Source organism: Halomonas sp. HAL1, assembly GCF_030544485.1.
Lineage (GTDB): Bacteria > Pseudomonadota > Gammaproteobacteria > Pseudomonadales > Halomonadaceae > Vreelandella > Vreelandella arctica.
Genome location: NZ_CP130610.1, coordinates 1,191,160 through 1,215,259 on the forward strand (window position 1 = coordinate 1,191,160; position 24,100 = coordinate 1,215,259).

Annotated in this window: 24 protein-coding genes; 6 read left to right on the top strand and 18 right to left on the bottom strand. The window is 55.3% G+C overall.

Translation table 11 applies throughout. From position 1 onward, the window contains the following. Nucleotides 1-7 precede the first annotated feature (7 nt). Complete coding sequence (locus Q3Y66_RS05660; protein ID WP_008958533.1) at nucleotides 8-1,198, top strand: MFS transporter; 1,191 nt, start codon at nucleotides 8-10, stop codon at nucleotides 1,196-1,198. 10 nt (nucleotides 1,199-1,208) lie between these two features. Here the strand turns inward: Q3Y66_RS05660 and Q3Y66_RS05665 are convergent, their stop codons facing one another. From Q3Y66_RS05665 to Q3Y66_RS05685, 5 genes are read right to left on the bottom strand one after another with little or no spacing between them, the layout of a single operon-like run. Further along, a complete protein-coding gene (locus Q3Y66_RS05665) occupies nucleotides 1,209-1,823 on the bottom strand; it encodes an ABC transporter ATP-binding protein (protein ID WP_008958532.1) in 615 nt (204 codons plus the stop codon). After that, nucleotides 1,816-2,649: an ATP-binding cassette domain-containing protein gene (locus Q3Y66_RS05670; RefSeq protein WP_008958531.1), complete on the bottom strand. Its 834-nt coding sequence runs from the start codon at nucleotides 2,647-2,649 to the stop codon at nucleotides 1,816-1,818. The genes Q3Y66_RS05665 and Q3Y66_RS05670 overlap by 8 nt, the downstream gene beginning before the upstream one ends. A 33-nt stretch (nucleotides 2,650-2,682) precedes the next feature. Beyond that, the gene (locus Q3Y66_RS05675) at nucleotides 2,683-3,519 is read right to left on the bottom strand and encodes an ABC transporter permease (RefSeq protein WP_008958530.1); all 837 of its coding nucleotides are present in this window, start codon (nucleotides 3,517-3,519) and stop codon (nucleotides 2,683-2,685) included. Then, on the bottom strand, nucleotides 3,516-4,496 hold the full coding sequence (locus Q3Y66_RS05680; protein ID WP_008958529.1) for an ABC transporter permease: 981 nt from the start codon (nucleotides 4,494-4,496) through the stop codon (nucleotides 3,516-3,518). Before Q3Y66_RS05680 ends, Q3Y66_RS05675 begins: the two co-directional genes overlap by 4 nt. Beyond that, nucleotides 4,487-6,076 carry an ABC transporter substrate-binding protein gene (locus Q3Y66_RS05685; protein ID WP_008958528.1) on the bottom strand — a complete coding sequence of 530 codons (1,590 nt, stop codon included), beginning with the start codon at nucleotides 6,074-6,076 and terminating at the stop codon, nucleotides 4,487-4,489. Before Q3Y66_RS05685 ends, Q3Y66_RS05680 begins: the two co-directional genes overlap by 10 nt. A gap of 101 nt (nucleotides 6,077-6,177) precedes the next feature. Between Q3Y66_RS05685 and nikR the strand changes: the two genes are divergently transcribed. Beyond that, nucleotides 6,178-6,579 (top strand): nickel-responsive transcriptional regulator NikR, encoded by a 402-nt coding sequence (gene nikR / locus Q3Y66_RS05690; protein WP_008958527.1) that lies wholly within the window; start codon nucleotides 6,178-6,180, stop codon nucleotides 6,577-6,579. Between the two features lie 68 nt (nucleotides 6,580-6,647). Here the strand turns inward: nikR and Q3Y66_RS05695 are convergent, their stop codons facing one another. Then, complete coding sequence (locus Q3Y66_RS05695; protein WP_008958526.1) at nucleotides 6,648-7,130, bottom strand: peptidylprolyl isomerase; 483 nt, start codon at nucleotides 7,128-7,130, stop codon at nucleotides 6,648-6,650. 175 nt (nucleotides 7,131-7,305) lie between these two features. On the opposite strand from Q3Y66_RS05695, the gene Q3Y66_RS05700 reads away from it, so the two are divergent. After that, complete coding sequence (locus Q3Y66_RS05700) at nucleotides 7,306-7,587, top strand: hypothetical protein (protein WP_008958525.1); 282 nt, start codon at nucleotides 7,306-7,308, stop codon at nucleotides 7,585-7,587. A gap of 101 nt (nucleotides 7,588-7,688) precedes the next feature. Here Q3Y66_RS05700 and Q3Y66_RS05705 read toward each other — a convergent pair whose 3' ends face one another. The 9 genes from Q3Y66_RS05705 to Q3Y66_RS05745 form a co-directional block, all read right to left on the bottom strand. After that, entirely contained in the window at nucleotides 7,689-8,159 is a 471-nt protein-coding gene (locus Q3Y66_RS05705) for a glycine zipper 2TM domain-containing protein (RefSeq protein ID WP_008958443.1), read from the bottom strand. Nucleotides 8,160-8,452: 293 nt separating this feature from the next. Continuing rightward, on the bottom strand, nucleotides 8,453-10,051 hold the full coding sequence (locus Q3Y66_RS05710) for an isocitrate lyase (protein WP_008958442.1): 1,599 nt from the start codon (nucleotides 10,049-10,051) through the stop codon (nucleotides 8,453-8,455). A gap of 392 nt (nucleotides 10,052-10,443) precedes the next feature. Then, on the bottom strand, nucleotides 10,444-10,869 hold the full coding sequence (locus tag Q3Y66_RS05715; protein ID WP_008958441.1) for a GNAT family N-acetyltransferase: 426 nt from the start codon (nucleotides 10,867-10,869) through the stop codon (nucleotides 10,444-10,446). Further along, complete coding sequence (locus Q3Y66_RS05720) at nucleotides 10,869-12,059, bottom strand: cupin domain-containing protein (protein WP_008958440.1); 1,191 nt, start codon at nucleotides 12,057-12,059, stop codon at nucleotides 10,869-10,871. The genes Q3Y66_RS05715 and Q3Y66_RS05720 overlap by 1 nt, the downstream gene beginning before the upstream one ends. Nucleotides 12,060-12,136: 77 nt before the next feature. Next, the gene (gene purB, locus Q3Y66_RS05725) at nucleotides 12,137-13,522 is read right to left on the bottom strand and encodes an adenylosuccinate lyase (protein WP_008958439.1); all 1,386 of its coding nucleotides are present in this window, start codon (nucleotides 13,520-13,522) and stop codon (nucleotides 12,137-12,139) included. Nucleotides 13,523-13,603: 81 nt separating this feature from the next. Continuing rightward, complete coding sequence (gene hflD, locus Q3Y66_RS05730) at nucleotides 13,604-14,245, bottom strand: high frequency lysogenization protein HflD (protein ID WP_008958438.1); 642 nt, start codon at nucleotides 14,243-14,245, stop codon at nucleotides 13,604-13,606. Next, nucleotides 14,242-15,414 carry a tRNA 2-thiouridine(34) synthase MnmA gene (mnmA, locus tag Q3Y66_RS05735; protein WP_050805307.1) on the bottom strand — a complete coding sequence of 391 codons (1,173 nt, stop codon included), beginning with the start codon at nucleotides 15,412-15,414 and terminating at the stop codon, nucleotides 14,242-14,244. Before mnmA ends, hflD begins: the two co-directional genes overlap by 4 nt. A gap of 82 nt (nucleotides 15,415-15,496) precedes the next feature. Next, nucleotides 15,497-15,937 carry an NUDIX domain-containing protein gene (locus Q3Y66_RS05740; RefSeq protein ID WP_008958436.1) on the bottom strand — a complete coding sequence of 147 codons (441 nt, stop codon included), beginning with the start codon at nucleotides 15,935-15,937 and terminating at the stop codon, nucleotides 15,497-15,499. Further along, nucleotides 15,934-16,557 carry a pseudouridine synthase gene (locus tag Q3Y66_RS05745; protein WP_008958435.1) on the bottom strand — a complete coding sequence of 208 codons (624 nt, stop codon included), beginning with the start codon at nucleotides 16,555-16,557 and terminating at the stop codon, nucleotides 15,934-15,936. Before Q3Y66_RS05745 ends, Q3Y66_RS05740 begins: the two co-directional genes overlap by 4 nt. A gap of 213 nt (nucleotides 16,558-16,770) precedes the next feature. Between Q3Y66_RS05745 and Q3Y66_RS05750 the strand changes: the two genes are divergently transcribed. From Q3Y66_RS05750 to clpA, 3 genes are all read left to right on the top strand, one after another. Beyond that, the gene (locus Q3Y66_RS05750) at nucleotides 16,771-19,005 is read left to right on the top strand and encodes an NADP-dependent isocitrate dehydrogenase (protein ID WP_008958434.1); all 2,235 of its coding nucleotides are present in this window, start codon (nucleotides 16,771-16,773) and stop codon (nucleotides 19,003-19,005) included. A gap of 310 nt (nucleotides 19,006-19,315) precedes the next feature. Continuing rightward, the gene (gene clpS / locus Q3Y66_RS05755; RefSeq protein ID WP_008958433.1) at nucleotides 19,316-19,624 is read left to right on the top strand and encodes an ATP-dependent Clp protease adapter ClpS; all 309 of its coding nucleotides are present in this window, start codon (nucleotides 19,316-19,318) and stop codon (nucleotides 19,622-19,624) included. Nucleotides 19,625-19,764: 140 nt separating this feature from the next. After that, nucleotides 19,765-22,041, top strand: a complete 2,277-nt coding sequence (gene clpA / locus Q3Y66_RS05760; RefSeq protein WP_008958432.1) for an ATP-dependent Clp protease ATP-binding subunit ClpA — start codon at nucleotides 19,765-19,767, stop codon at nucleotides 22,039-22,041. Between the two features lie 187 nt (nucleotides 22,042-22,228). On the opposite strand, the gene infA is transcribed toward clpA, so the two are convergent. The 3 genes from infA to aat all read right to left on the bottom strand — a co-directional run bounded on the left by infA (nucleotide 22,229) and on the right by aat (nucleotide 24,096). After that, nucleotides 22,229-22,447 carry a translation initiation factor IF-1 gene (gene infA, locus Q3Y66_RS05765; protein WP_007111068.1) on the bottom strand — a complete coding sequence of 73 codons (219 nt, stop codon included), beginning with the start codon at nucleotides 22,445-22,447 and terminating at the stop codon, nucleotides 22,229-22,231. Nucleotides 22,448-22,578: 131 nt separating this feature from the next. After that, nucleotides 22,579-23,313, bottom strand: coding sequence for an arginyltransferase (locus Q3Y66_RS05770; protein ID WP_035586988.1), 735 nt, complete (start codon nucleotides 23,311-23,313; stop codon nucleotides 22,579-22,581). Between the two features lie 36 nt (nucleotides 23,314-23,349). Then, nucleotides 23,350-24,096 (bottom strand): leucyl/phenylalanyl-tRNA--protein transferase, encoded by a 747-nt coding sequence (gene aat / locus Q3Y66_RS05775; RefSeq protein ID WP_008958430.1) that lies wholly within the window; start codon nucleotides 24,094-24,096, stop codon nucleotides 23,350-23,352. Nucleotides 24,097-24,100: the final 4 nt, after the last annotated feature.

Sequence of the window (24,100 nt, forward strand, 5' to 3'; positions counted from 1 at the left end):
GAACGGCATGATTGAAGCCAAAACGCGCGCCTGGTGGCGCGCCACCTTGGCGCTTTGCCTCGGCTCATTTCTTGTTTTTATTAATCTCTATGCACCGCAGCCGCTGTTGCCTGGGTTAAAGGAGACGTACGATGTCTCGACCCTGGGCGTCAGCCTGCTCATGTCCGTATCGACCCTCTCTCTCGCCTTGGCACTGCTGGTATTCGGTCCCCTTTCGGATGCCATCGGTCGCGAAGGTATCATGCGTATAACCTTGCTGCTGGCAGGGGGCTGCTCCATTGCTTTGGCCTTCGCGCCCACCTTTGAAAGCTTGTTACTGCTTCGACTGGTGCAGGGCTTCGTGTTGGGTGGGTTGCCAGCAGTGGCGATCGCCTGGATGGGCGATGAGTTTGAGAAGCCAGCGCTATTAAGTGCAGTAGGGCTCTATATTGGCGCGAATTCGCTCGGCGGGATCAGTGGGCGTATTGTCGGTGGGGCCGCTGCCGAAATAGGAGGCCCCACCGCGGCATTTTTAGCGGTAGGTATCATGACGCTAATCGGCTGCATCGTCTTTTGGCGATTGTTGCCCAATAGTCGCGCCTTTACTCCCCAGCGCTTTGAGCTGCGTAAAGCGGCAAGCGATTTAGTCAGTCATCTGCGCAACCCGGTGCTGCTTGCCGCGTACTGCTTGGGTGGCATTAATTTCCTGATCTTTATCAACCAATACAGTTACATCACTTTCCGGTTAGCGGCGGCCCCCTATCAACTGGCGGCCAGCGGTTTGGGGCTGATTTTCTTAACCTATCTAGGCGGTACTTTTGGCTCGATGATTTCCGGGCGGTTAGCAGGGCGTTTGTCGCCAGCGGCATGCATGATGATGGGGGTGCTGATTTTAATGCTGGGCACGGCCATCACCTTATCAGAGTCGCTAGTGTTGATTATTGTCGGCTTAACCGTCAATGCCTTCGGCTTTTTCCTGACGCACTCATTGGCTTCCAGTTGGGTAGGGCGTTATGCCCAGGGCGCTCGGGGCAGCGCCTCGGCGCTCTATCTGGTGTTCTACTACGTGGGGGCCAGTTTGGGCGGCTTCTGGCTGGAGCCGTTCTGGCGCTGGGCCGGCTGGGCTGGGGTGAGTATTGGTTCGTGGCTACTGCTAAGCATTACGCTAATGATCGCTTTCGGCCTCTGGCGCTTTGAACGTCGCCAAGCGGTTAGCTAACTGTCATCAACTACCATGGGTTCAATTGACCACCGCTTAGGTGCAAGCGCTGTGGGCAAAGCCGTTCCAGTAGTGCGCTGTCGTGGCTAATCACCAGCACGCCAAGCTGGCGTTGTTCCGCCTCCTGTTTTAGCGCCTGCCACAGTTCAAGTTGAGTGATGGGGTCGAGCATCGTTGAGATTTCATCGGCGATTAGAAAGCGTACCTCTGGTGCAAGGGCGCGCAATACACATACGCGCTGTAGCTCTCCCCCTGATAACGATTGTGGAAAGCGAGATAGCCAGCTTGGCTGCACGCCAAACGCCTGGCACTGCGTTTCAGTAGGCGTCCACGCTTCGCGTAAAATCTTGCCGACTCGCCATCGGGGATTAACCGCCAGCTCCGGCGATTGCGGCAGCCATTGAACGGGCTGTACATCGCTTTTCGGCAGGGCCTTACCATCTAAGCTTACCTCTCCTTCAAACGGAGTTAAGTAGCCTGCCAGTAGTTTTCCCAACGTCGATTTGCCTGCCCCTGAGTCACCGCTCAATCCTACCCACTGGCCCGTGTTCAGCCTGAGTGAAACGGAATCAAACAAAGGCGCATCGGGTGAGAAATGAAAGTTGAGCTGGCGCGCTTCAAGCAACGGTGGCCTCCTGTTCCGTCTGTTGTGTTTGGCATGCCGCGTGGCTCGAAAAGTCATTGTCGGGCAGTGCTAACCACAATGCCTTGGCATAAGCATTGGCAAGCGAAGCGCCGCTGCCGTGAAAGGCGCCGGCCGGGGCCGTTTCAACCTGCTGGCCGTCGCGCATAATGGTAACGCGATCAGCAATCGGCAGGGCGTGGCGCAGGTCGTGGGTAATTAATATCACCGTTTTTCCTTGGTCGGCCAGTCCGCGCAGCGCATCCAAAACACGCTGGCGCTGAAGAGGGTCAAGGCCCACGGTGGGCTCATCGGCAATCACCAGTTGTGCCTGGCTGACATGGGCCATGGCCGTCAGCACGCGGCGGGCCATGCCGCCGGATAGCTCGTGGGCGTAAGCCTGCTGGGCGCGAGCATCTAGCTGGTAGTGGTCTAAGGCTTGTTGAGCGGAGTGTCGAGCGTGACGTGACGATTGTCCGGCCCGCTGGGCCGCCCAGGCCACTTGGCGCTGGGTGCGCGCCAGTGGGTCTAATGCGTTAAGCGACTGAGGAATAAGCGCCAGCTCCCGACCGCGAAGCTGGCGTTGGCGAGCTTCGTCGAGCGGTGTTCCTTGGTAGGCAAGCTGCCCATTCAAACGCGCAGATGAGGGTAGTAGGCCCATAATCGCATAGGCCAAGAGACTTTTTCCGGCGCCGGAGGCGCCCACCACGGCATGTACCTCCCCAGAGCCAAGCGTAAGCGAAAATTCATTCAGGCATGTGGCCCATTCACGCTTCCACCAGGAGACATATAACGGTAGCTGTAGCGACAGCCGATCAATCGTTAACACGGTAAGCCTCCATAAGAAATCTCCTTAAAAGCGCTAAAGGGCCCGGCGTAGATGAGTGGAAAGGCGCTCGAATCCCAGCACCATCAACAGCAGCCCCAGGCCGGGAAATACCCCCAGCCACCAGTAACCGCCGCTTAAATAGCGCATGGCATCGGCCAGCAGTACGCCAATAGCGGGCTGGCTGGGGCTCAAGCCAAAGCCCAAAAAGGTCAATGCCGCTTCGTGGAGAATGGCATGAGGGAACAGCAGTAGGGCGCCGACCAAACAGTGGGGGATTAGGTGAGGTAACAGGTGGCAGTGGAGCACAAACCAGCGTGATTTACCTAGCGCCCGGGAGATTCGCACATAGGGGGCCTGGCGTAATTGCAAAAGCTCGGCGCGCAGCACTCGGGCAAGGCTTGGCCAATGGGTCACCGCCACGGCAATAATCACCGCCTGGGTGCCGCCGCCCAGCGCAAAGGCGATCAATATCAATAAAATGAGATGCGGTACGCTAAGCAGTGTATCAATCAGCAAACTCACCAGTGTATCCAGCCGAGACGACAGCGTGGCTAGGGCAGCCAAGCTCAGCGCGATCAGTGTACTCAGTAGAGCGGCCAGGCAGCCCACCCAAAAGCTAAGTGCCAGCCCCGCCAGCGTGCGCGCCCAGAGTTCCCGGCCCAACGCGTCAGTGCCGAGCCAGTGATCAACGCTGGGCGGCGCTAGTCGAGCATCAAACTGCATCTGCTGGGGCGAATCGCCCAGCAGCCACTGGCTAGCGATTAACCCCATCACCAGCAGGGTGGTAACGACCAAGCTGAGTGCGGCACGAAGTCGTGGCTGTGAATAGAGATTGGGTGGTGGATAGCTGGTTGGTTGGCCTGAGTTCATAGGCCACCTGACGTCATGCGCGGGTCGATAGCGCTATACAGGCTATCGGCGATCATATTACCGACGCTAACAAACAGCGCGGTAAAGAGCGCAATGCCCAGCAGTAGGGGAACGTCGCTACGCAAGCCCGCTGCTACCGTGGCTTGCCCTAAACCGGGGTAAGCAAAGACTTGCTCGATGAGAATCGAGCCACCAAAGAGCTCCCCCAGCGAAGCAAACGCAAGCGTAATCGCCGGTAAGCTGGCGTGACGAATGCCGTGCCGCCAAGCGATATCAAACCGGCTAGCGCCCTGGGCGAAGGCGTGGGTTGCCACCTCAGAGCGCATTAGTTCCAGCATGCGGGCACGGGTATGCAGAGTGATATTGGCGATGCCCAGCAGTGCCAGAGTGATGACGGGCAGTAGCAGATGATGCAATCGGGCGGCAAGGGTGACATCTTGATTCAAGACCCCAGTGGGGCCTGCGCAGCAGGTGGGTGTCCAACCCAGGGTCACCGAAAATAGCAGCACGGCGAGTATCGCCAGCCAAAAAGCAGGCGTGGAGGCGGTAATATAGGCGTAGGTGCTAATGATGTTATCCAGCGTGGAGCCCTCTTTTGCACCTGCCACAACGCCTAGGCTAAACCCTAACAACGCTGCGAGTAGCCAGGCGCAGCCCAGAAGCATGATTGAGCGCTGAAATCGCTGACCAATAACCTCGCTGATCGGCTGGTTATAAACATGGCTCCAGCCTAAATCACCGCTTACCAGCTGGCGCAACCAGTGGCCAAATTGAACGGCGGGTGGCGCATCGAATCCCCAGCGTTCGGCAATCAGGGCACGCTGCTCAGGGCTGACTTGAGCCATCTGCGGCCCAAGGTAGGCATCCACGGGGTCGACGGGCGAGACCATCATCAGACCAAATGACACCAGGGCGACGCACAGCAGCACCAGCGTCAGGCGGCCAAGACGCCTTGCGATACGCGGGATTAATCGCATGTCCAGCGCCATTCAAGCAGGTTAGCAGTGATGGGCCAGCCGTGGCCATGGGGAGCAACGCCAAGCTCGCCAACGTCTAAACAGGTGTTGGCGAAGTAAACGTGTTCAAGGTTAACCAGCCACGCCCAGCTGCTATCGCCGCGTACGCCATAGCCAGTGCTGCCATCCCACTGGGCAGCGCGCCAGTACTGGTTAGCTGTTTCGACACTCTCCGAGGCCTGGGCGGCATCTAAATGTGTATCCACTTCAGCGTTGGCGTAGAAGCCGCTGTTATAAAAACCGTTACCGGCATGCTGACTGTGGAAAAGGTAGTAGACCTCCTGGGGGCTGTGACTGCCAAAGCCGAACATGATGGCGTCCTGATGAAGCGCTTCACGCTGGATTTCATCCCAGTGGCGGCCTGTTGGCTGCATCTCGATGCCCAATGGGCGAACCATCTCGGCACTCACTTCCGCAAGCAGTTGTCGGGTGGTATCGCTTGAGGGGTAGGTAAGCCGAAAACGAGCGGGTAGACCATCTTTATAGCGCAGGCCATCGTCGCCTCGCTGCCAGCCTGCTGCGTCGAGAAGCTCCTCAGCGCGGGTCATATCTGGTGCTTCAATGCGCTCTTCTTCACTGCTCCAAGAGAGCCCATCGGCAGGACCGTAGGCGGGGCGGCCGTAGCCATGCAGCGCTACCTCTACTAATGTCTGCCTGTCCACGGCGAGGTTAATCGCCTGACGAATCGCAAGATCCGCGGTCACGTCATTGCCAATCGGTGCGCCGGAAGCGGCGTGTTCGCCATTTGCAGGCTGCATGGGGAAAAGAATGCCGCGATTATCGACGCTCTCCATGGTGACCCGTTGCATATGCCCAGGCACATTGGCTGCCAACACCGGTGGAATGGATGCGATATCGACCTGGCCTGCATGGGCCGCACTGAGCGTGGCGTCTTCATTGGTAAACAGAAATATCAGGCGATCAAAGGCGGGGGCGGGGCCGTAAAAATAGGGATTGCGTTCAACTATCAGCTGTTCGCCTTCCTGCCACTCCACCAGTTGATAGGGTCCAGAGCCCAAGGGATGTCGGCCGTATTGCTCGCTATAGCCATTATCCCGCTTGGCGTGGGGCACAATGCCCAGCGTCATCAGTTGGTCTATAAAGGTAATTCGCGGGGTGTGAAGGCGAAGGGTAACGGTCTGATCATCGACGGCATTGGCCTCTTCGAGCGCGCTTAAGTCTGCCCGCCCACCTGCCTCTGCCGCGGTATTAAAGGTGTAGGCCACGTCTTCGGCGGTCAACGAGGTACCGTCGGCAAAGCGGGCGTCTTCACGTAGCGTTAGCGTCCAGGTGAGGCGATCTTCAGAGAGCGACCACTCGGTGGCTAATTCTGGCTGGGGTGAAAGGTCTCTGCCTCGTGAAAACAGCGTCGACTGAAACAGTGGATTGCCGTACTGCCCCCAACCCAAAAGTGGATCGAAGCCCTGTTCGGGTTCGCCACCAATGGCCAGAATTAACTGCTCTTTTGCCTCGGCGGTGCTGATGGCAGCTAAACAACTTAGCGCAATACCCAGTAAGATAGGCCGAGTTGGTGGAGCCATCGCTTTATCCTTTACGCTATTTAGTATGATGTTTTTACAATAACATCATACTAACGGTGGCGGCAGCACATGGAAAGCAGGTCTTATAAGAGGAGGCGTGAATGCAGCGTGTAACGGTAACGCTTGATGAGGAACTGGTGGCAGAGGTAGATGCGTTGATGCAAGAGCGCGGCTACCAAAATCGCTCAGAAGCGATTCGTGATTTAACCCGCAGTGGCTTAAAGCAGGTGAGAGAAGAGGCTGCACCGGATTCGCCCTGCATGGGCGCGCTGGTGTATGTCTACGATCATGCCGCTCGTGAGCTGTCCAAGCGCTTGACTCGCCATTCCCATGATCATCATGACCTCACGCTTTCGACCCTTCACGTGCATATCAATCATGACAGTTGCCTGGAGGTGGCGTTGCTCAAAGGGCAGGGGCGTGCGCTCAAACAGTTTGCCGCCGAAGTTACCTCGTCGCGAAGCGTGCGATACGGGCAGCTAGTACTGATACCCGATGAATAAGCAAATTTTTCGTTAGCCACAAAAAAGGTGACCCGCAGGTCACCTTTCTGGTCGGTAGCGCGAGCGTCTTAGTGCTCAACGCCGCCTTCGCCGTGCACGTGGCCGTGCTCAACTTCTTCACTACTCGCTTCACGTACTTCAGCGATCTCAACGTCAAAGTTGAGTTGCTGGCCTGCCAGCGGGTGGTTGCCATCAACAACGACCGTATCGCCTTCAACTTTCTTAACAGTAACCATCAGCGGGCCACCTTGAGTCTGGGCTTGGAATTGCATGCCCGGCTCAATGCTTTCTACGCCCTGGAACGCATCACGCGGTACTTCTTGCATTAGCTGCTCTTGCAGCTCGCCATAACCTTCTTCAGGAGAAACGCTAACGTTCAGCTTTTCGCCAGCAGCACGGCCTTCCAGCTCTTTCTCAAGGCCCGGAATAATGTTACCGGCGCCATGGAGGTAGGTAAGCGGCTCACGGCCTTCAGAACTGTCTAGCACTTCACCTGCATCGTTAGTCAGAGTGTAGTGAAACGCGACAACCGAGTTTTGCGCAATTTGCATGGAATAACCTTTCGGTGAGTGCATGTTCCAATATGGTAACGCGTGTAGGCTGACTTGTCAGGGGGTCGGAGCGCTTTTTCCTACCCACCACTTTCGACGGTATTGCGCGTCAGGGTGACCAGGGATACCCTACGGCCATCACTTTTTTCTTTGCCCTATCATTTTGGAGCATGCAATGACGATCTTGATTATTTGGCTTGTCGCCTTTTGCCTGATTGCTTATTTTGTCAATGAACGCTGGAACAAGGGCGTTAGCCAAGGGTTAGATAAGATGTTGCCCAGTGTGCTGAAGAGCCATGGCAACAATCGCTACTTATGGGTGATTTCGCTGGCAGTACTGGGTGCCACTACTCTGATCCAGCCCGTAGAGATGCTGTTGGTGGTCATTCTGCTAGCTCTTATTGGCTGGGCCATCATGGCACTGGCTAATTGGGCAAGTAACAAGACCCATCATTAAGTTAGCCGCCATAAAAGTCAGTTGCTATAAAAAAGCCCGGCCACCTTATTAGGTGGCCGGGCTTTTTTGATAACAAAATACTATTGACCAACAGCAATCAATTAATAAGGTGCAACACTCATGCTAGCGCCGCTACCAATTAAGCGTACCCGCTGACCCGCTTGGAACTGGCGATCTGCACGTTGTACAACGATAACGTCGGTACCGTCGTCACGACGAATTTCCATTTCCAGTGCGTCAACGCGGTTAGTCGCGTCTTCAGCCGCCGTACCCGCGACGGCACCACCGAGTGCGCCTGCTACGGTTGCCAACTGACGGCCTGAACCACCACCCACTTGGTTACCCAGAAGGCCGCCGATAATAGCGCCACCGCCGCTGCCTAAAAGGCCTCCAGCGCGGCTATCGGCTTGGATCTGTACCGGACGAATCGCCACGATAGTGCCGTAAGTAACACTTTGGCCGGTTTTTGCTTGGTTGCCGCTATAGACATCACCTGAGTATCCCGAGGTGTTGGCACATCCAGCCAACGTGAGAATACTTAAAGCTACAGCCGGTAGAAGAAGACGTTTCATTAAAACCTCCAAAGTATCTATTGAATTAACTGTCGCCCACACAGCCGTCGTTAAAAGGCAAAGTGAGGAACGATTTTAGTTATAGAACGGTGTTCGCTAAAGATAGCTGATGTGAACCGTTTTGACCAGCAATCGATGGAAAAGGTCAAAGCTGACAAAAAAGTAGTCAAGGGACATCATAACGGAGAGTGTAACAGCGTATTAAGAAAACAGTGTGCAAATACCCAGCGCGAACCAAAACAGGAGGCCGTTAGGCCTCCTGTGCAAGGATCAGAAAGTAACGTGGGTGATTACTACCCAAATTGATTCATGGTGTTGTCTTTGCCACCTGCCTTGAGCGCGGCATCACCGTGGAAGAACTCTTTATGATCATCACCGATATTGGAGCCTGCCATATCCTGGTGGCGAACCGTAGCGATACCCTGACGAATTTCCTGGCGCTGGACGCCTTTCACGTAAGCCAACATGCCTTCATCGCCGAAGTAGCCTTTCGCCAAGTTGTCAGTGGAGAGAGCGGCCGTGTGGTAAGTCGGCAGCGTAATCAGGTGATGGAAGATGCCTGCTTCGCGAGACGAGTCGCGCTGGAAGTTGCGTGTCCACTCATCGGCCAACTGACCAAGTTCGGTCTCGTCGTACTCAGCGCTCATCAGCTTGTCACGCTGGTAAGCTGACACATCTTTGCCCTCTTCCTGCCACGCATCGAACACCTGCTGACGGAAGTTCAGTGTCCAGTTGAACGACGGCGAGTTGTTGTAGACCAGTTTGGCATCCGGCACCACATCGCGAATCCGGTTAACCATGCTGGCGATCTGGCCCACGTGGGGTTTTTCGGTTTCGATCCACAGCAGGTCGGCGCCGTTTTGCAGGCTGGTGATGCAGTCAAGAATAACGCGGTCTTCGCCAGTGCCTGCCTTGAACTGGTAAAGGCCAGAGGCGAGGCGCTTGGGCTTAACCAGCTTACCGTTCTGCTTGATGACAACGTCGCCGTTATTAATGTCGGCGGCGTTTTCGATCACATCACCGTCGAGGAAGCTGTTGTACTGATCGCCCAGGTCGCCTGGCTCATTGGTGACAGCAATTTTTTGCGTCAAGCCTGCGCCGAGTGAGTCGGTACGTGCCACGATCACGCCGTCTTCAATACCGAGTTCGAGGAAGGCGTAACGCACGGCGTTAATTTTAGCCAGGAAGTCTTCGTGGGGCACGGTGACTTTACCGTCCTGGTGACCGCACTGCTTCTCATCGGAGACCTGATTTTCCAGCTGGATGCAGCAGGCGCCCGCTTGAATAAACTTTTTGGCGAGCAGGTAGGTGGCTTCTGCGTTACCAAAGCCAGCGTCGATATCGGCGATGATCGGGACGATATGGGTTTCATAGTTGTCGATTTTACCGACCAGTTCCTGCTCTTTTGATTTGTCGCCAGCCTCTTTGGCTTCATCCAGGGCACGGAACAGGTGGTTAAGCTCCCACGCATCAGCTTGTTTCAGGAAGGTATAGAGTTCTTCGATGAGATTCGCGACAGAGGTTTTTTCGTGCATTGACTGGTCGGGCAGCGGGCCGAACTCGGAGCGCAGCGCGGCCACCATCCAGCCGGAAAGGTAGAGGTAGCTACGCTTGGTGGTGCCAAAGTGCTTTTTGATCGAGATCAACTTCTGCTGACCAATAAAGCCGTGCCAGCAGCCCAGCGACTGGGTGTACTGTGAGGTATCAGCATCATAGGCGGCCATATCCTCGCGCATGATTTTGGCGTTGTAGCGCGCAATATCCAGGCCGGTGTGAAAGCGGTTTTGAGCACGCATACGGGCGGCGTACTCCGGTTTGATGGCTTCCCATTTGCCGCCTTGCGCTTCGCGTAACTGGGCCATTGCTTTGATATCGTCGAGCAGTCCTGTCATGAGCTTATCCTCTTCGGGCTGGATAGTGTTTCGCAAATCAGCTTTTGCTTATGCTGCACCTGCGAAATTGTATTTAGCATTATTGAATTTCTTGATTGTGTCTCTAGGCCAATCGTCTCTCATGCAAACGTCTTGAAAGCTGGAAGCAGTAACGCTAGAGACCTCAGCTACAGCGTTGAGCGGGGTGATGGATTGACCAAATCGGCTTAACGCTGCAATGCAATAACTATCCACGAGGATGGCGCCTTCAACAATTGACACTTGGGGGCAGAGGTCGTTGTAACCCGACGACAGGGAGGTAGAGGAAGGGAGGGTTTGTGTAGTGGTTTTTCGTCAAACAGGCATAAAAAAGCACTGCCGAGGCAGTGCTAGAGATTAATCAAGAGGGCTTATTAATCGAGCGAAAGTGTCATTTCTCGATGTGGAATGCCCGCATCCAAGAATTCATCGCCATGAGCGACGAAGCCCAGCCGCTCATAAAACGCCAGCGCATGCACCTGAGCGCTCAGGGCCACCTGGGGGTGGCCCGCATGACGTGCCGCCTCAATCGCAGCCTGCATCAGCAGTACGCCAATACCGGTGCCGCGGGCATTAGCGACTACCGCGACACGGCCAATGTGCGCATCGGGAAGCAGGCGTGCGGTGCCCACTGGCTGGCCGTCAAGCATAGCGAGAAAGTGCTGGCACGCGGGATCCAGTCCATCCCACTCCTCTTCCTGTGGCACGTTCTGCTCATCGATAAACACCTTGCGGCGGATCTCGCTAGCCGCCGAGCCAAGTGTCTCCCAGTCACCAGTGCTAATGTGAGTAATGGCCATTAATACTCCTCGTCGTCCTCACTCTCATCGCTCATAAAGCCCAAGCTGCCGGTGTTGACCAACTGGGTAATAAGCGCGGCGGCACCGTCAAGCTCAAGGTCTTCAGCGTAAAGGGGCGTGGTGTCGGCTAGGCGTTTGGCTAATTCAGTTGAACAGGCGTGGCCGTCACCATCCACAAATAGCGTGGTACCGCTGGTATCGCGGCGCCAGGCAAAGCGTGAGCCAGGCATATGGTAGAGCGGTTCACCCTCTTGTAGTTGAGCAACAAGCGCTGCTTCGGTTAGCGGTGTTTCAAGCGGCACTACTTGATCAACATATTTTGGCTGGGTCATCACTCGACCAAACCACTGGGCAACTTGGGTCGGGTTATCCAACGTCGACATAATTAGTTGACGCATGCGCTCAACGGCGGCGTCGTCCAGCTCACCGGCCTGCTCGGCAGGCGCCATGCCCGCATCACTATAACGCTGTGATGCAGGAAGCTGTTCGCCCAAATAATCGGCATAGGAGGTAATCGCCTCATCGGCGGAGGGCGCGCGAAAGCCAATCGAGATCGTCATACAATCATCGCTTTGGCTCACACCGTGATGTGCCCAGCCGGGGGGTAGATAGAGCATGTCGCCGGGATCAAGCACCCAGTCGGAATCCGGCTCTACGGTGAATTCTTTCAGGATGCGGAGATCGATACCTTGGATGATCGGCGCATCTTCCGTGAGCTTGCCGCCCAACTGCCAGCGACGATGGCCGCTGGCTTGGAGTAAAAAGACATCGTATTGATCGATATGCGCGCCCACGTTGCCGCCAGGAGGCGCGTAGCTGATCATGACGTCATCGAGCCGCCAGCGTGGCAGGAAGTCAAACTCGTCCATTAGCGCGGCGACCGCAGGCACGTAATGGTCAACGGCCTGCACGAGAAGACTCCAGTTGTTCTCTGGCAGTCGTTCAAAGGTGGCTTCATCAAAGGGGCCGTGGGAGACCTGCCAAGGCCCATCGGGGCCTTCTTCTTCGACCAGGCGCGCCTCTACGCCAGGCTCGCAGGCGAGTCCCGCCAGCTCATCAGCTTCAATCGGGCTAATGAAGTCGGGCATTGCGCCACGAATCAGCAGCGGCTTTTGCTGCCAATAATTGGCCAGAAAGTCTGCGGCGGTAAGATCGCCCAGCAGTGTTAGCGGCTTATCGTGATGGTTCATGGCGTGTCCTGGTGTAGTGGTCGCAGTAACGTTGGTCACAGCAAGTTGGTCACAACAAATGGGTTACAGCAAATGGGTTATAGCGAGTCTAGCTGATGTGTCAGCGCTTCGGCCTGTGCCTTAGCATTACCAATATAGTTGGCCGGTGAGAGTGCCTTCAATTCGGTTTTGACGTCGCTGGGCAGTTCAAGCGTATCAATAAACGCTGCAAAGCCCGCTTGGTCAATACGTTTGCCCCGGGTCAACTGCTTGAGTTTTTCATAGGGCTTCTCGATGCCGTAGCGGCGCATCACCGTTTGAATCGGTTCGGCGAGCACTTCCCAGCTGTTATCCAGGTCAGCGTCTAAACGTTCAGGGTTGGCTTCAAGCTTGCTGATGCCTTTGAGGCTGGCGTGATAAGCAATCAAGCCATAGGCCAGGCCGACGCCAAGGTTACGCAGCACGGTGGAGTCAGTCAGGTCGCGCTGCCAGCGGGAGATCGGCAGCTTTTGCGCAAGGTGGCTAAGCACCGCGTTGGCCAGGCCCAGGTTGCCCTCGGAGTTCTCAAAGTCGATTGGGTTAACTTTATGCGGCATGGTGGATGAGCCAATTTCGCCCTCGACCGTGCGCTGCTTAAAGTAGCCCAGTGAGATGTAACCCCATACGTCTCGATCAAAGTCGATCAGGATCGTATTGAAGCGGCAAATGGCATCAAACAGTTCGGCGATATAGTCATGAGGTTCGATCTGAGTCGTGTAAGGGTTGAACGTTAGTCCCAGGCCTTCCACAAAAGTACGCGCATTGGCTTCCCAGTCGATCTCAGGGTAGGTGGTCAGGTGGGCGTTGTAGTTACCCACGGCGCCATTGATTTTGCCAAGCACTTCCACCGCTTCAATCTGCTTAAGCTGGCGCTTAAGGCGGTAGGCAACGTTGGCCATCTCTTTGCCTAATGTGGTCGGGGTGGCGGTTTGACCATGAGTACGCGACAGCATGGGCTGGGCGGCATGGGCAATTGCCAGCTTGGCGATTTCGTCAGCCACTTCGTGCATGGTGGGCAGCATGGCTTTTAAGCCGTCGCTGAGCATCACACCGTAAGAGAGGTTGTTGATATCTTCGCTGGTGCAGGCAAAGTGAATGAACTCGGTGACTGCGTGGAGCTCGGCCTGACCGGCGATCTTCTCTTTCAGGAAGTACTCAACCGCTTTGACGTCGTGATTGGTGGTGCGCTCAATCTCTTTGATCCGCTCGGCATCGGCAATCGAAAACTCACGAATCAACTGCTCAAGAAACGCCGTCGCTTCAGCGGAGAGGGGCGGCACTTCAACGATTTTCGTGTGCTCGGCCAAGCGCTGCAACCAGCGAACTTCCACAATCACACGGGCGCGGATCAGGCCGAATTCGCTGAAGTGTTCGCGCAGGGCGGCGGCTTTAGAGGCGTAGCGGCCGTCAACGGGGGAGAGGGCGGTCAAAGCAGAGAGTTGCATGGCATGGTTTCCAGGAAGTTCGAAAGAAAATTAGTCGAGAGCAGATTAATCGAGAACAAGTCGGTCAAATAGATCGGCGGACTAGTTGAGGCTGTCCAGTGCACGGCGTAGCGCTTTGCGCTGAAACACGAGCTTCCAGCGCCGACCGCCTTGCTGGTGCCACAGTAGTCCAAAGCGAATGCCAGCCATTAAGCAGGCGCGAACGCGTTCAGGCATCATGCGACTTTGCAGCAGGGATGGGTCGCCTTGCACCACAATGCGGGTTTTAAAGGTGGAGATCGTCTCTTGGTACGCCTCCCCTAGGCTGGCGACCACGTTTTCATGGGTGGGGCCGAAGTGCTCGGCCTGACCCTGGATACGGGTAAGCTTTTGGCCCAGGGAATCCATCATGCCGGTATTGGTGCGCAGCTTATTCATCAGCATGAGCAGTGAAAAACCGTAACGCAGTACCACCGGGTTCGCCTGCTTGCGACCTACCAGAGCTTCCAGCGTGTCCAGGCCGCGGCGCAAGTTGTTGGGGTGGCCGCCATAGATGGCTTCGAAGCTTGCCGGATTGGTATCCACGGTGGCTTCAATCAACGTTTCCCAGGCGCGCGGGTCTACCTGACCGGTGCGGGCGAGTTCGTCCACCAGACTGGCGGCTTGAAACACACCGGCCAGCGCCAGCGCTTGGCGAGCTGCCGGGGAATCAGGCGCGCGATGAATCGGCGTAGTGGGGTTCATGCAGCAGCCTCCGCGGCTTTCTTCCAGGTGGCACGAATAACGCCGCCGCCCAAGCAAATGTCGCCATCGTAAAGCACCAGCGACTGGCCAGGCGTGACTGCCCACTGCGGATCATCGAAGGTGACCTCTACGCCGCCGTCGGGCAGTACGCGTATTTCACAGCCGCAGTCACTTTGCCGGTAGCGCGTTTTGGCGGTAAAGCGACCCTGCTGAACCGGCGGCTCGCCTGCCACCCAGTCCATCGCCTCGGTGGCCAAGGTGTCGGAGTAAAGCAGTTGATCGTGCTTACCCTGCACCGCGATCAGTACGTTGCGATCCAAGTCTTTCGCCGCCACGTACCAGGGCTCTTCTGAGTAGTTGGCAAGCCCACCAATGCCTAGCCCCTGGCGCTGGCCAAGGGTGTAGTACATCAGCCCCATATGTTTGCCGATGACATCGCCATCCGGCGTTTCAATGGTGCCAGGCTGGGCGGGTAGATACTGCTGAAGGAAGTCGCGAAAGCGCCGCTCGCCGATAAAGCAGATACCGGTAGAATCTTTTTTCTTGGCGGTAATCAGTCCATGCTCTTCTGCCAGCGCACGCACGGCGGGCTTTTCCAGTTCGCCCACGGGGAACAGGGTGCGGGCAATGGCGGCTTCCGGCACCGCATGCAGGAAATAGCTTTGGTCTTTATTACCGTCGAGCCCTTTCAATAGGCGCGGTCGGCCTTCACGAACGCCTTGGCGAACATAGTGGCCGGTAGCGATTTTGTCGGCCCCGAGCATTTCGGCGTACTCAAGAAACACCTTAAACTTGATTTCCCGGTTACACAGAATATCCGGGTTGGGCGTGCGGCCCGCTTTGTATTCGGCTAAAAAGTGCTCAAATACGTTATCCCAGTACTCGGCGGCAAAATTAGCAGTATGCAGCTTAATACCCAGCTTTTCGCAGACAGCCTCGGCGTCGGCGAGATCCTCTTTGGCCGTGCAGTATTCAGTGCCGTCGTCTTCATCCCAGTTTTTCATAAACAGGCCTTCCACCTCATAGCCTTGCTGCATGAGAAGAAGGGCAGAAACGGACGAGTCAACGCCGCCGGACATACCGACAATCACTTTTCCATTAACGGCTGTGGCGGATGACACAGTAGTGGATGAGCTTGGTGTAGTTGGGTCAGTGGATGACATGGGCATCCTCAGTTGAAGTAGGGTGCAAATATGCAATGCGCAATTGGGCGAGGATTATACACGATGGGGAGTGACTGCTTCGAGTGCTTCACTCGCGAATCACCGCCAGCGGGTAACACGGCCCGCTGAGTGCATCCTCAATACGTTTGAGTACCAGTGGGCTGCGAAGGCGTGACTGCTGTTCCAAGGCGCGTATTTGTTCCAGCGTTAGCCAATGGGTGGCGGTAATGTCAGGGTCCAGGGCGAGGTCGAGCTGTTCCAGCGGCGTGCCGATAAAGCCGTGGCTGTGAAACGTTTGCCCTTCGTCGGTATGAAAAACGTATAGGCCCAGGTAGCCGGTAAGCGACACTTGCCAGGCAGTCTCTTCCACTACTTCACGCAGAATGGCTGTAATGGGCCCCTCGCCAGATTCGATATGCCCGGCGGGCTGATTAAATACGTTATGCGGTCCGCCGCGCTGCTCTTCCACCATTAAGAAGTGCTCGCCTCGCTGTATGACACAGGCAGCAGTGCTGTGAATAAGGCTCATGATGGCTTCCTGCGTTTCGCGGCGGGTCGTGCTCGCTGAGCCGTTCGCTTATTTGGGGTTGTATTCGCCGGTCGGGGCGCGTGTAGGGTCTCTTTACGCCACTCGCCAGGCGCTAACCCTTCCAATGTCCAGGGGCCAATGGAGACGCGAATCAAGCGCAGCGTAGGAAAGCCTACGTGAGCGGTCATACGGCGAACCTGGCGATTGCGCCCTTCGCTAATGGTTAGCTCCAGCCAGCTAGTCGACGGGTGGCGCTTGGGGTCGATAGGAGATTGGCGCAAGGCGGTGGTGGGAGGCTCCATTCGGCGAGCCTTCGCTGGCTGGGTCGGGCCATCTTTGAGGGTAATGCCCTGACGCAGCGCCTTGAGGGCCGTGTCATCTATTTGCCCTTCGACCTGCGCCCAGTAGGTTTTGGGCTGTTTGTGGCGTGGATGAGAGATGCGATGAATCAACTCGCCGTCGTCGCTGAGCAGCAGCAGGCCTTCAGAGTCGTAGTCAAGCCGCCCAGCAGGGTAAATGTCTTTGACATCAATATATTGAGCCAGTGTTTGGCGTCCTTCGCGGTCGCTGAACTGGCTTAATACTTGAAACGGCTTATGCAATAGATAGAGGTTGCTCATGACATCTCGTTACTCTTTTTACTTTCTATGCGCTCTTTGGACGGGACATGTCGACAATGCGCATGGCGGACAGCGCTGGTATACTCCGGCCTAGCTGCTGGGGCGTGCTGGGGGCGTCATCGTTATAAACAGGCTAGAGACCCGGCCATTAGTGAACTCGCGCTCCGCTCAAGATTTCTTGCAATCGTAGTGACAAGAGAGGTTAACGCAAAAATGACCAAAACGCCGAAGATCATCTATACGCTCACCGACGAAGCCCCCGCGCTTGCGACGTACTCCCTGTTGCCGATTATCGATGCCTTCACCGATTCAGCGGGTATCCAGGTAGAGACGCGCGATATTTCACTGGCCGCTCGGATTATCTCTCAGTTTCCTGATTACCTGAGCGAAGAGCAACAGATCGGCGATCACCTGGCCGAGCTTGGCGAACTGACCAAGACCCCAGAAGCTAACATCATCAAATTACCTAACATCAGTGCTTCACTGCCTCAGTTAAAAGCGGTGATTAAAGAGCTGCAGCAGCAGGGCTACAAGCTTCCTGACTACCCGGAAGCGCCCCAGACTGACGAAGAGAAAGACATTCAGGCGCGTTACGACAAAACCAAAGGCAGTGCCGTTAACCCGGTGTTGCGTGAAGGTAACTCAGACCGCCGCGCACCGCTGTCGGTTAAAAATTATGCGCGTAAATACCCGCACCGCATGGGCGAGTGGAGCAGCGACTCCAAGTCCCACGTGGCGCATATGAGTGAAGGCGATTTTTACGGCAGTGAGAAGTCGGCGCTGATTGAAAAAGCTACCGATCTTAAGATTGAGCTGGTCGCTAAAGATGGCAGCACAACAGTGCTCAAGCAGAAAACGCCAGTACTCGAAGGCGAAGTCGTTGACGGTGCGGTGATGAGCCGTAACGCGCTGCGTCGTTTCGTGGCGGAAGAAGTGGCCGACGCCAAAGCTAAAGATGTGCTGTTCTCGCTGCACCTCAAAGCGACCATGATGAAAGTCTCTGATCCGATCATGTTCGGTATGGTGGTTAGTGAGTTCTATCAGGACGTGCTTAGCAAGCACGCGGATGAGCTGAAGCAGGCAGGCTTTGATCCCAATAACGGTATTGGCGATCTCTACTCGGCAATTAAGTCGCTGCCTGCAGAGCGTCAGAAGCAAATTGAGGACGAGATCCAGGCGCTGTATGCCGAGCGTCCACGCCTTGCAATGGTGAATTCTCATAAAGGCATCACCAACCTGCACGTGCCCAGCGACGTGATTATCGATGCGTCCATGCCTGCGATGATTCGTGACTCCGGTAAGATGTGGGGTGCCGACGACCAACTGCACGATGTTAAAGCGGTAATTCCTGATCGCTGCTACGCCGGTATCTACCAAACCGTGATCGAAGACTGCAAACAGCACGGTGCGTTTGATCCGACCACCATGGGCAGCGTGCCTAACGTCGGCCTTATGGCGCAGAAAGCTGAAGAGTACGGTTCTCACGACAAGACCTTCCAGATTCCCACCGACGGCACCGTGCGGGTCACGGATGCCGACGGCAACGTCGTGCTTGAGCACAGCGTAGAGCAGGGCGACATCTGGCGTATGTGCCAGACCAAAGATGCCCCGGTTCGTGACTGGGTGAAACTGGCGGTGAACCGCGCTCGTGAAAGCGGCACCCCGGCTATTTTCTGGCTGGACGCGCAGCGCACCCACGATGCTCAGCTGATCAAGAAAGTAGAAAGCTACTTGAAAGAGCATGATACCGCTGGCCTGGATATTCGCATCATGACGCCGGAAGACGCGATGCGCTTCTCGCTGGAGCGTATCCGCAAGGGCGAAGATACCATCTCCGTGACCGGTAACGTTCTGCGTGACTATCTGACCGATCTGTTCCCGATCATGGAGCTCGGTACCAGCGCCAAGATGCTTTCGATCGTACCGTTGATGAATGGCGGTGGCCTGTTTGAAACTGGCGCTGGTGGCTCTGCCCCTAAGCACGTTCAACAGCTGTTGGAAGAGAACCACCTGCGTTGGGACTCACTGGGTGAATTTTTAGCCTTAGCCGCTTCGCTTGAGCATCTGGGCAGCACGTTCGATAACGCCCGAGCGAAAATGTTAGCCAAGGCGCTCGATCAGGCCAACGGTAAGTTCCTGGATAGTAACAAGTCACCTTCACGCAAAGTGGGTGAACTCGACAATCGCGGTAGCCATTTCTATTTAGCGCTATACTGGGCAGAAGCCTTGGCTGAGCAGAGTGGTGATGCCGAAATGCAGGAACTGTTCGGTCGCTTAACCGAAGCGCTAAAAGCCAAAGAGGCGACGATTGTCGATGAGCTTAATAGGGTGCAGGGCCAGCCTACCGATATTGGTGGCTACTACCATCCTGACCATGAGTTGACGGACAAAGTGATGCGTCCCAGCAAGACCCTCAACGAGACGTTATCCATCGTCGCTAAAGGCTAATCGCTCCCGTCTTCGATTTAAGCCTGAACCCCCGCCCGCTTGGCTTGGTGGGCGGGGTTTTACACTGCCTTCGCTACTACATCCTGTGATATTTTACTTTTTCCATGAACCCTTGCTGATCGGCAGCGTCTTACGTTCTAGTAAATTCGTTATAGCTGTAAATTCGCCATCGCTGTGAATTAGCTATAGTGAAACGTAGCGATGCTTGCATCGGTCAGTCTTGAGACAACCAACCGTGCTGCTTATGTCCAACCTAGAGAGTTCATACTTGGTCGATTTTCCCGTCTACGCGGGAATGACACGTCCAGATATGCCCGATGAAGATGGCGATATAGCGGTGCAGCCGGCAGAACCAGCGCTGGCGCAACCGCCGCTTTATAAGGTGGTGCTTCATAATGACGACTACACGCCGATGGAATTCGTTATTGAAGTACTACAAGGTTTTTTCAACATGGATAGCGAGACGGCCGTTCAGGTCATGCTCGCGGTACATACCCAAGGAAAGGCCACTTGCGGCGTGTTTACGCGCGATATAGCGGAAACCAAAAGCTATCAGGTAAACGAGTACGCCCGTGAGTGTGAGCATCCGTTGATAAGTGATATTGAGGCCGCCAATTAAAAAGCGTTGAGAAATAATTGGTGGTGAGGCTTGCAACCGTGCCATTTGTACCCGATGTTGAGAGTGCCGGTCGATTAAACTGATCCGACGCAAGCCCTAGGTGGCGATACGCCCTAGGTAGTAGCGAAAAGGGGACTGCCATGCTGAGCAAAGAACTTGAAATGACCCTGAACACGGCCTTTACCGTGGCCCGCTCCAAGCGCCACGAGTTTATGACCGTTGAGCACCTGCTGCTAGCGTTGCTGGATAATGCCTCAGCGGTAGACGTACTGAAGGCGTGCGGGGCTAACCTCGACAAACTGCGGTCCGATCTGCAGGATTTTATCAACTCGACCACCCCGCTGATCCCAGAGGGTCAGGGTGATCGTGAAACACAACCCACGCTCGGATTTCAACGCGTTTTACAGCGTGCGGTTTTCCATGTTCAGTCATCTGGTAAGAGCGAAGTATCCGGCGCGAATGTGCTGGTGGCTATCTTCTCTGAACAAGAGAGCCAGGCGGTTTACTTCCTTAAACAGCAAAGCGTAGCCCGCGTTGACGCGGTGAATTACATTGCCCACGGTATCTCTAAAGTGGCTGGTCACGGGCCATCTCCTTCGCCCTCGTCAGCAGAAAATGAAGATGCAGAAGAGGGAAGCAACGAAGGTGCTGCACACCCGCTTACTGGTTATGCCACTAATTTGAACGAGCAGGCGCGGCTGGGCAAAATCGATCCGTTGATTGGCCGCGACCATGAGCTTGAGCGCGTCGTTCAGATCCTGGCGCGTCGTCGCAAGAATAACCCGCTTCTGGTGGGTGAGGCTGGCGTAGGTAAAACCGCGATTGCTGAAGGTTTGGCCAAACGTATTGTTGAAAAAGACGTGCCCGATGTCATTGCCGACGCAGTGGTTTACTCGCTCGATATGGGCGCGTTGCTGGCGGGCACCAAATACCGCGGTGATTTTGAGAAACGTCTTAAGAGCCTGCTTGGCGAGCTTCGTAAACAGCCTAACGCAGTGCTTTTCATTGATGAAATCCACACCGTCATCGGTGCGGGTGCCGCCTCCGGCGGTGTGATGGATGCGTCGAACCTGCTTAAGCCGATGCTCTCTTCGGGCGAGCTACGCTGCATTGGTTCAACCACGTTCCAGGAATTCCGCGGTATCTTTGAAAAAGACCGTGCGTTAGCGCGCCGCTTCCAAAAAGTGGACGTAATGGCGCCGTCGGTTGACGATACCATCAAGATCCTCAAAGGTCTGCGTTCACGCTTTGAAGAGCACCATGAGCTTAAGTACACCGACGGTGCATTAGAAAGCGCAGCGCGGTTGGCGGATCGCTATATCAATGATCGCTTCCTGCCTGACAAAGCGATTGACGTGATTGACGAGGCGGGCGCTCACCAGCGGCTATTACCGCCGGAAGTGCGCGCTAAAACGATTGACGTTGAGCAAGTAGAAGCCGTCGTGGCCTCTATTGCGCGTATTCCGCCGAAGAGTGTTTCAAGCTCTGATCGTAAGCTGCTTGAAAAGCTCGACCGTGACCTGAAAATGCTGGTCTTTGGTCAGGATGAAGCAATCGATAGCCTCTCAGCGGCTATTAAGCTGTCCCGTGCGGGGCTCAAAGCGCCCGACAAACCGGTGGGTAGCTTCTTGTTTGCTGGTCCCACCGGGGTGGGTAAAACCGAAGTGGCCAAGCAGCTTGCGCATATTATGGGCATTGAGCTGGTTCGCTTTGATATGTCGGAGTACATGGAGCGTCATACCGTTTCGCGTCTGATTGGTGCGCCTCCAGGTTATGTTGGTTATGACCAAGGTGGCCTGTTGACCGAAGCAGTCACTAAACAGCCGCACTGTGTACTGTTGTTGGATGAGATTGAAAAAGCGCACCCGGAAGTCTTCAACCTGCTACTGCAAGTGATGGATCACGGTCGCTTAACGGATAATAACGGACGCGAAGCGGATTTCCGCCACGTTATCCTGATCATGACCTCTAACGCCGGTGCCGAGCAGGCGTCACGCCGTTCGATTGGTTTCCAGCATCAAGACCACTCGACCGATGCCATGGAAGTGATCCGTCGCACGTTCTCGCCAGAGTTCCGCAATCGCCTGGATAGCATTATCCAGTTCCACTCACTGCCGGTTTCTGTTGTACGCAACGTGGTCGACAAGTTCTTGATAGAACTGCAGGCGCAGCTGGATGAGAAGCGTGTTCAACTGGATGTGGACGACATGGCGCGGGATTGGCTGGCCGACAAAGGCTATGATCCTGATATGGGTGCACGCCCAATGGCGCGCCTCATTCAAGAGAAGCTGAAGAAGCCATTAGCCGAGATGATTCTGTTTGGTGAGTTGGCTGATCAGGGTGGCATTGTTCATGTCAGCCTGGAAGAGGGCGAACTTCACCTTGCCACAGAAACGGAAATGGCCGATGCGCCCTGAAAAGGGCGCTAAGGCGCTTAAAAGCTAATCGCGCTTGTTTACTACAAGCAGCCAAAACGCAGCGCCCTGTCATTGACGGGGCGTTGTCGTTTTTAGTGAACAGCCATTGACGCTGATCGGCGCTGTCGTTAAACACAGTCTAGCGGGAACAGTTGAGATCAGCCGAACGCGTTAACGGTGCAACGACTTAGCGCGAACGGTATACGATACGGCCTTTAGAAAGATCGTAAGGTGTTAGCTCTACTTTTACCTTATCGCCGGTCAGAATGCGGATATAGTTTTTGCGCATTTTGCCAGAGATGTGAGCGGTAACAACGTGACCGTTTTCCAGCTCAACACGAAACATGGTGTTCGGAAGGGTATCGACGATAACGCCTTCCATTTCAATATGATCTTCGCGTGCCATATAGGCATGTCCTCACTTATGAGTTAGTAATGTAATAATCGGTCAGAATTTGAGTGCTGCTAGGTGGGCACTCAAGAAACAGCGATATATTGTGCCGTAAGCCTGCCGTCAAGGCAAAAAAGCTTACGTCTTTAGCGAATTAACTGCCGCCAATGGCGCCCATCAAGAATTTCTAGCGGCGCAAAAGCCTGTTTGTAGCGCATCTTACGGCACTCTTCGATCCAATACCCTAAATATAGGTGCGGAAGCTCTTTTTGTCGGCTGAGCTCTACCAGTTTGAGAATGGCAAAAGTGCCGAGTGAACGCTTATCCAGTTCCTCGCTAACGGCAAAGAAGGTGTAGATGGCGGATAGGCCATGTTCCAGTTGGTCAAAGGCAGCCACGCCGACCAGTTCGTCGTGAAGGTACATTTCCATGAGATGAGCATAGGGCTCATCAAGAGTGAGAAACGTGCGGTACTGTTCACGGCTGGGCGGATACATATCACCGTCAGCATGGCGCTGACGAATATAATCAGCGTAAAGCGAGTAGTGGGTGGATGCAAAGTAAGCGGGCATGATGCGGATGCTAATATCGGCATTGCGACGCCAGATTTTACGCTGTGTGCGATTAGACTCAAACTGCTCAACCGGAATACGCACCGAGCGGCAGGCGTTGCATCCTTCGCAGTGAGGACGGTATAGATGACGCCCGCTGCGACGAAACCCTAGCAGTGCCAGCGAGTCATAGACGCCAGGCACAGGTGACTCCTGAGGGTCGAGGAACAGCGTCGTCGCCTCTCTGCCGGGTAAATAGCTGCAAGAATGAGGCACGGTAAGGAAGAAGCGCAAATCCCGCACCGGGCGACGCGGAGTGTTACTACTCACAGCTTGCCTCCTGGGTGAAACAGAATGAGTTCATCTCTAATCGTTATCCTCAGTAGCAATCGCCTTCAGCCACAGCGATGCAGGAACAGCCGGTATTTCAACGGGTGATGAGGGTAACGTAAACGCCTTATCGGGTAACCAGTTTTTAAGATAGTTGATGAATGCCTCGCGAGCGACTGTAATAGCGCCCAGGCTGGCCAAGTGAGGGGTATGCATTTGGCAGTCGATGAGCTTACCATCATGCTCGCGCATAGCCCTGGCTAGGTGGGCTAGCGCTACCTTGGAGGCGTCTGGTGTGCGGGAGAACATCGATTCGCCAAAAAACACCGGCCCCATTGCGATACCATACAGGCCACCTACCAACTGTCCGTTTTGATGGACTTCAATGCTATGGGCAATGCCGAGTGCATTTAGCTGGCTGTAAGCGTCGCGCATTTCGGCAGTGATCCAGGTGCCGCCTTCTTCGTCGCGGGGGGCGGCACAGGCCTGAATAACCTGATCGAAGTGTTGATCCAGGGTGATATGGAAGCCACCATGGCGTAATCGCTTGGTCAGACTACGACGCTGCTTAAATTGCTCGGGTAGGAGTATCATGCGCGGGTCTGGACTCCACCATAAAATGGGGTCGTCATCGCTGAACCACGGAAAGATTCCCCGCCGGTAGGCTTCTACCAGCCAAACGGGGGAAAGCTCTCCACCGGCTGCCAGCAGGCCGTTGGGGGAATCCAGGGCCGTAGCGGTGGTTGGAAAGTTAGGATATGGCGAGGAAAGCCAAGGTAGCATTACT

Bases quoted from the DNA above. Each gene is read 5' to 3' on its own strand.
- aat (WP_008958430.1), bottom strand. From the start codon at position 24,096: ATGCTACCTTGGCTTTCCTCGCCATATCCTAACTTTCCAACCACCGCT.
- clpA (WP_008958432.1), top strand. From the start codon at position 19,765: ATGCTGAGCAAAGAACTTGAAATGACCCTGAACACGGCCTTTACCGTG.
- mnmA (WP_050805307.1), bottom strand. From the start codon at position 15,414: ATGCCCATGTCATCCACTGACCCAACTACACCAAGCTCATCCACTACT.
- clpS (WP_008958433.1), top strand. From the start codon at position 19,316: ATGCCCGATGAAGATGGCGATATAGCGGTGCAGCCGGCAGAACCAGCG.
- Q3Y66_RS05660 (WP_008958533.1), top strand. From the start codon at position 8: ATGATTGAAGCCAAAACGCGCGCCTGGTGGCGCGCCACCTTGGCGCTT.
- Q3Y66_RS05680 (WP_008958529.1), bottom strand. From the start codon at position 4,496: ATGCGATTAATCCCGCGTATCGCAAGGCGTCTTGGCCGCCTGACGCTG.
- purB (WP_008958439.1), bottom strand. From the start codon at position 13,522: ATGCAACTCTCTGCTTTGACCGCCCTCTCCCCCGTTGACGGCCGCTAC.
- nikR (WP_008958527.1), top strand. From the start codon at position 6,178: ATGCAGCGTGTAACGGTAACGCTTGATGAGGAACTGGTGGCAGAGGTA.
- Q3Y66_RS05710 (WP_008958442.1), bottom strand. From the start codon at position 10,051: ATGACAGGACTGCTCGACGATATCAAAGCAATGGCCCAGTTACGCGAA.
- Q3Y66_RS05720 (WP_008958440.1), bottom strand. From the start codon at position 12,059: ATGAACCATCACGATAAGCCGCTAACACTGCTGGGCGATCTTACCGCC.
- Q3Y66_RS05740 (WP_008958436.1), bottom strand. From the start codon at position 15,937: ATGAGCCTTATTCACAGCACTGCTGCCTGTGTCATACAGCGAGGCGAG.
- Q3Y66_RS05750 (WP_008958434.1), top strand. From the start codon at position 16,771: ATGACCAAAACGCCGAAGATCATCTATACGCTCACCGACGAAGCCCCC.
- Q3Y66_RS05715 (WP_008958441.1), bottom strand. From the start codon at position 10,869: ATGGCCATTACTCACATTAGCACTGGTGACTGGGAGACACTTGGCTCG.
- Q3Y66_RS05700 (WP_008958525.1), top strand. From the start codon at position 7,306: ATGACGATCTTGATTATTTGGCTTGTCGCCTTTTGCCTGATTGCTTAT.
- hflD (WP_008958438.1), bottom strand. From the start codon at position 14,245: ATGAACCCCACTACGCCGATTCATCGCGCGCCTGATTCCCCGGCAGCT.
- infA (WP_007111068.1), bottom strand. From the start codon at position 22,447: ATGGCACGCGAAGATCATATTGAAATGGAAGGCGTTATCGTCGATACC.
- Q3Y66_RS05695 (WP_008958526.1), bottom strand. From the start codon at position 7,130: ATGCAAATTGCGCAAAACTCGGTTGTCGCGTTTCACTACACTCTGACT.
- Q3Y66_RS05745 (WP_008958435.1), bottom strand. From the start codon at position 16,557: ATGAGCAACCTCTATCTATTGCATAAGCCGTTTCAAGTATTAAGCCAG.
- Q3Y66_RS05675 (WP_008958530.1), bottom strand. From the start codon at position 3,519: ATGAACTCAGGCCAACCAACCAGCTATCCACCACCCAATCTCTATTCA.
- Q3Y66_RS05705 (WP_008958443.1), bottom strand. From the start codon at position 8,159: ATGAAACGTCTTCTTCTACCGGCTGTAGCTTTAAGTATTCTCACGTTG.
- Q3Y66_RS05685 (WP_008958528.1), bottom strand. From the start codon at position 6,076: ATGGCTCCACCAACTCGGCCTATCTTACTGGGTATTGCGCTAAGTTGT.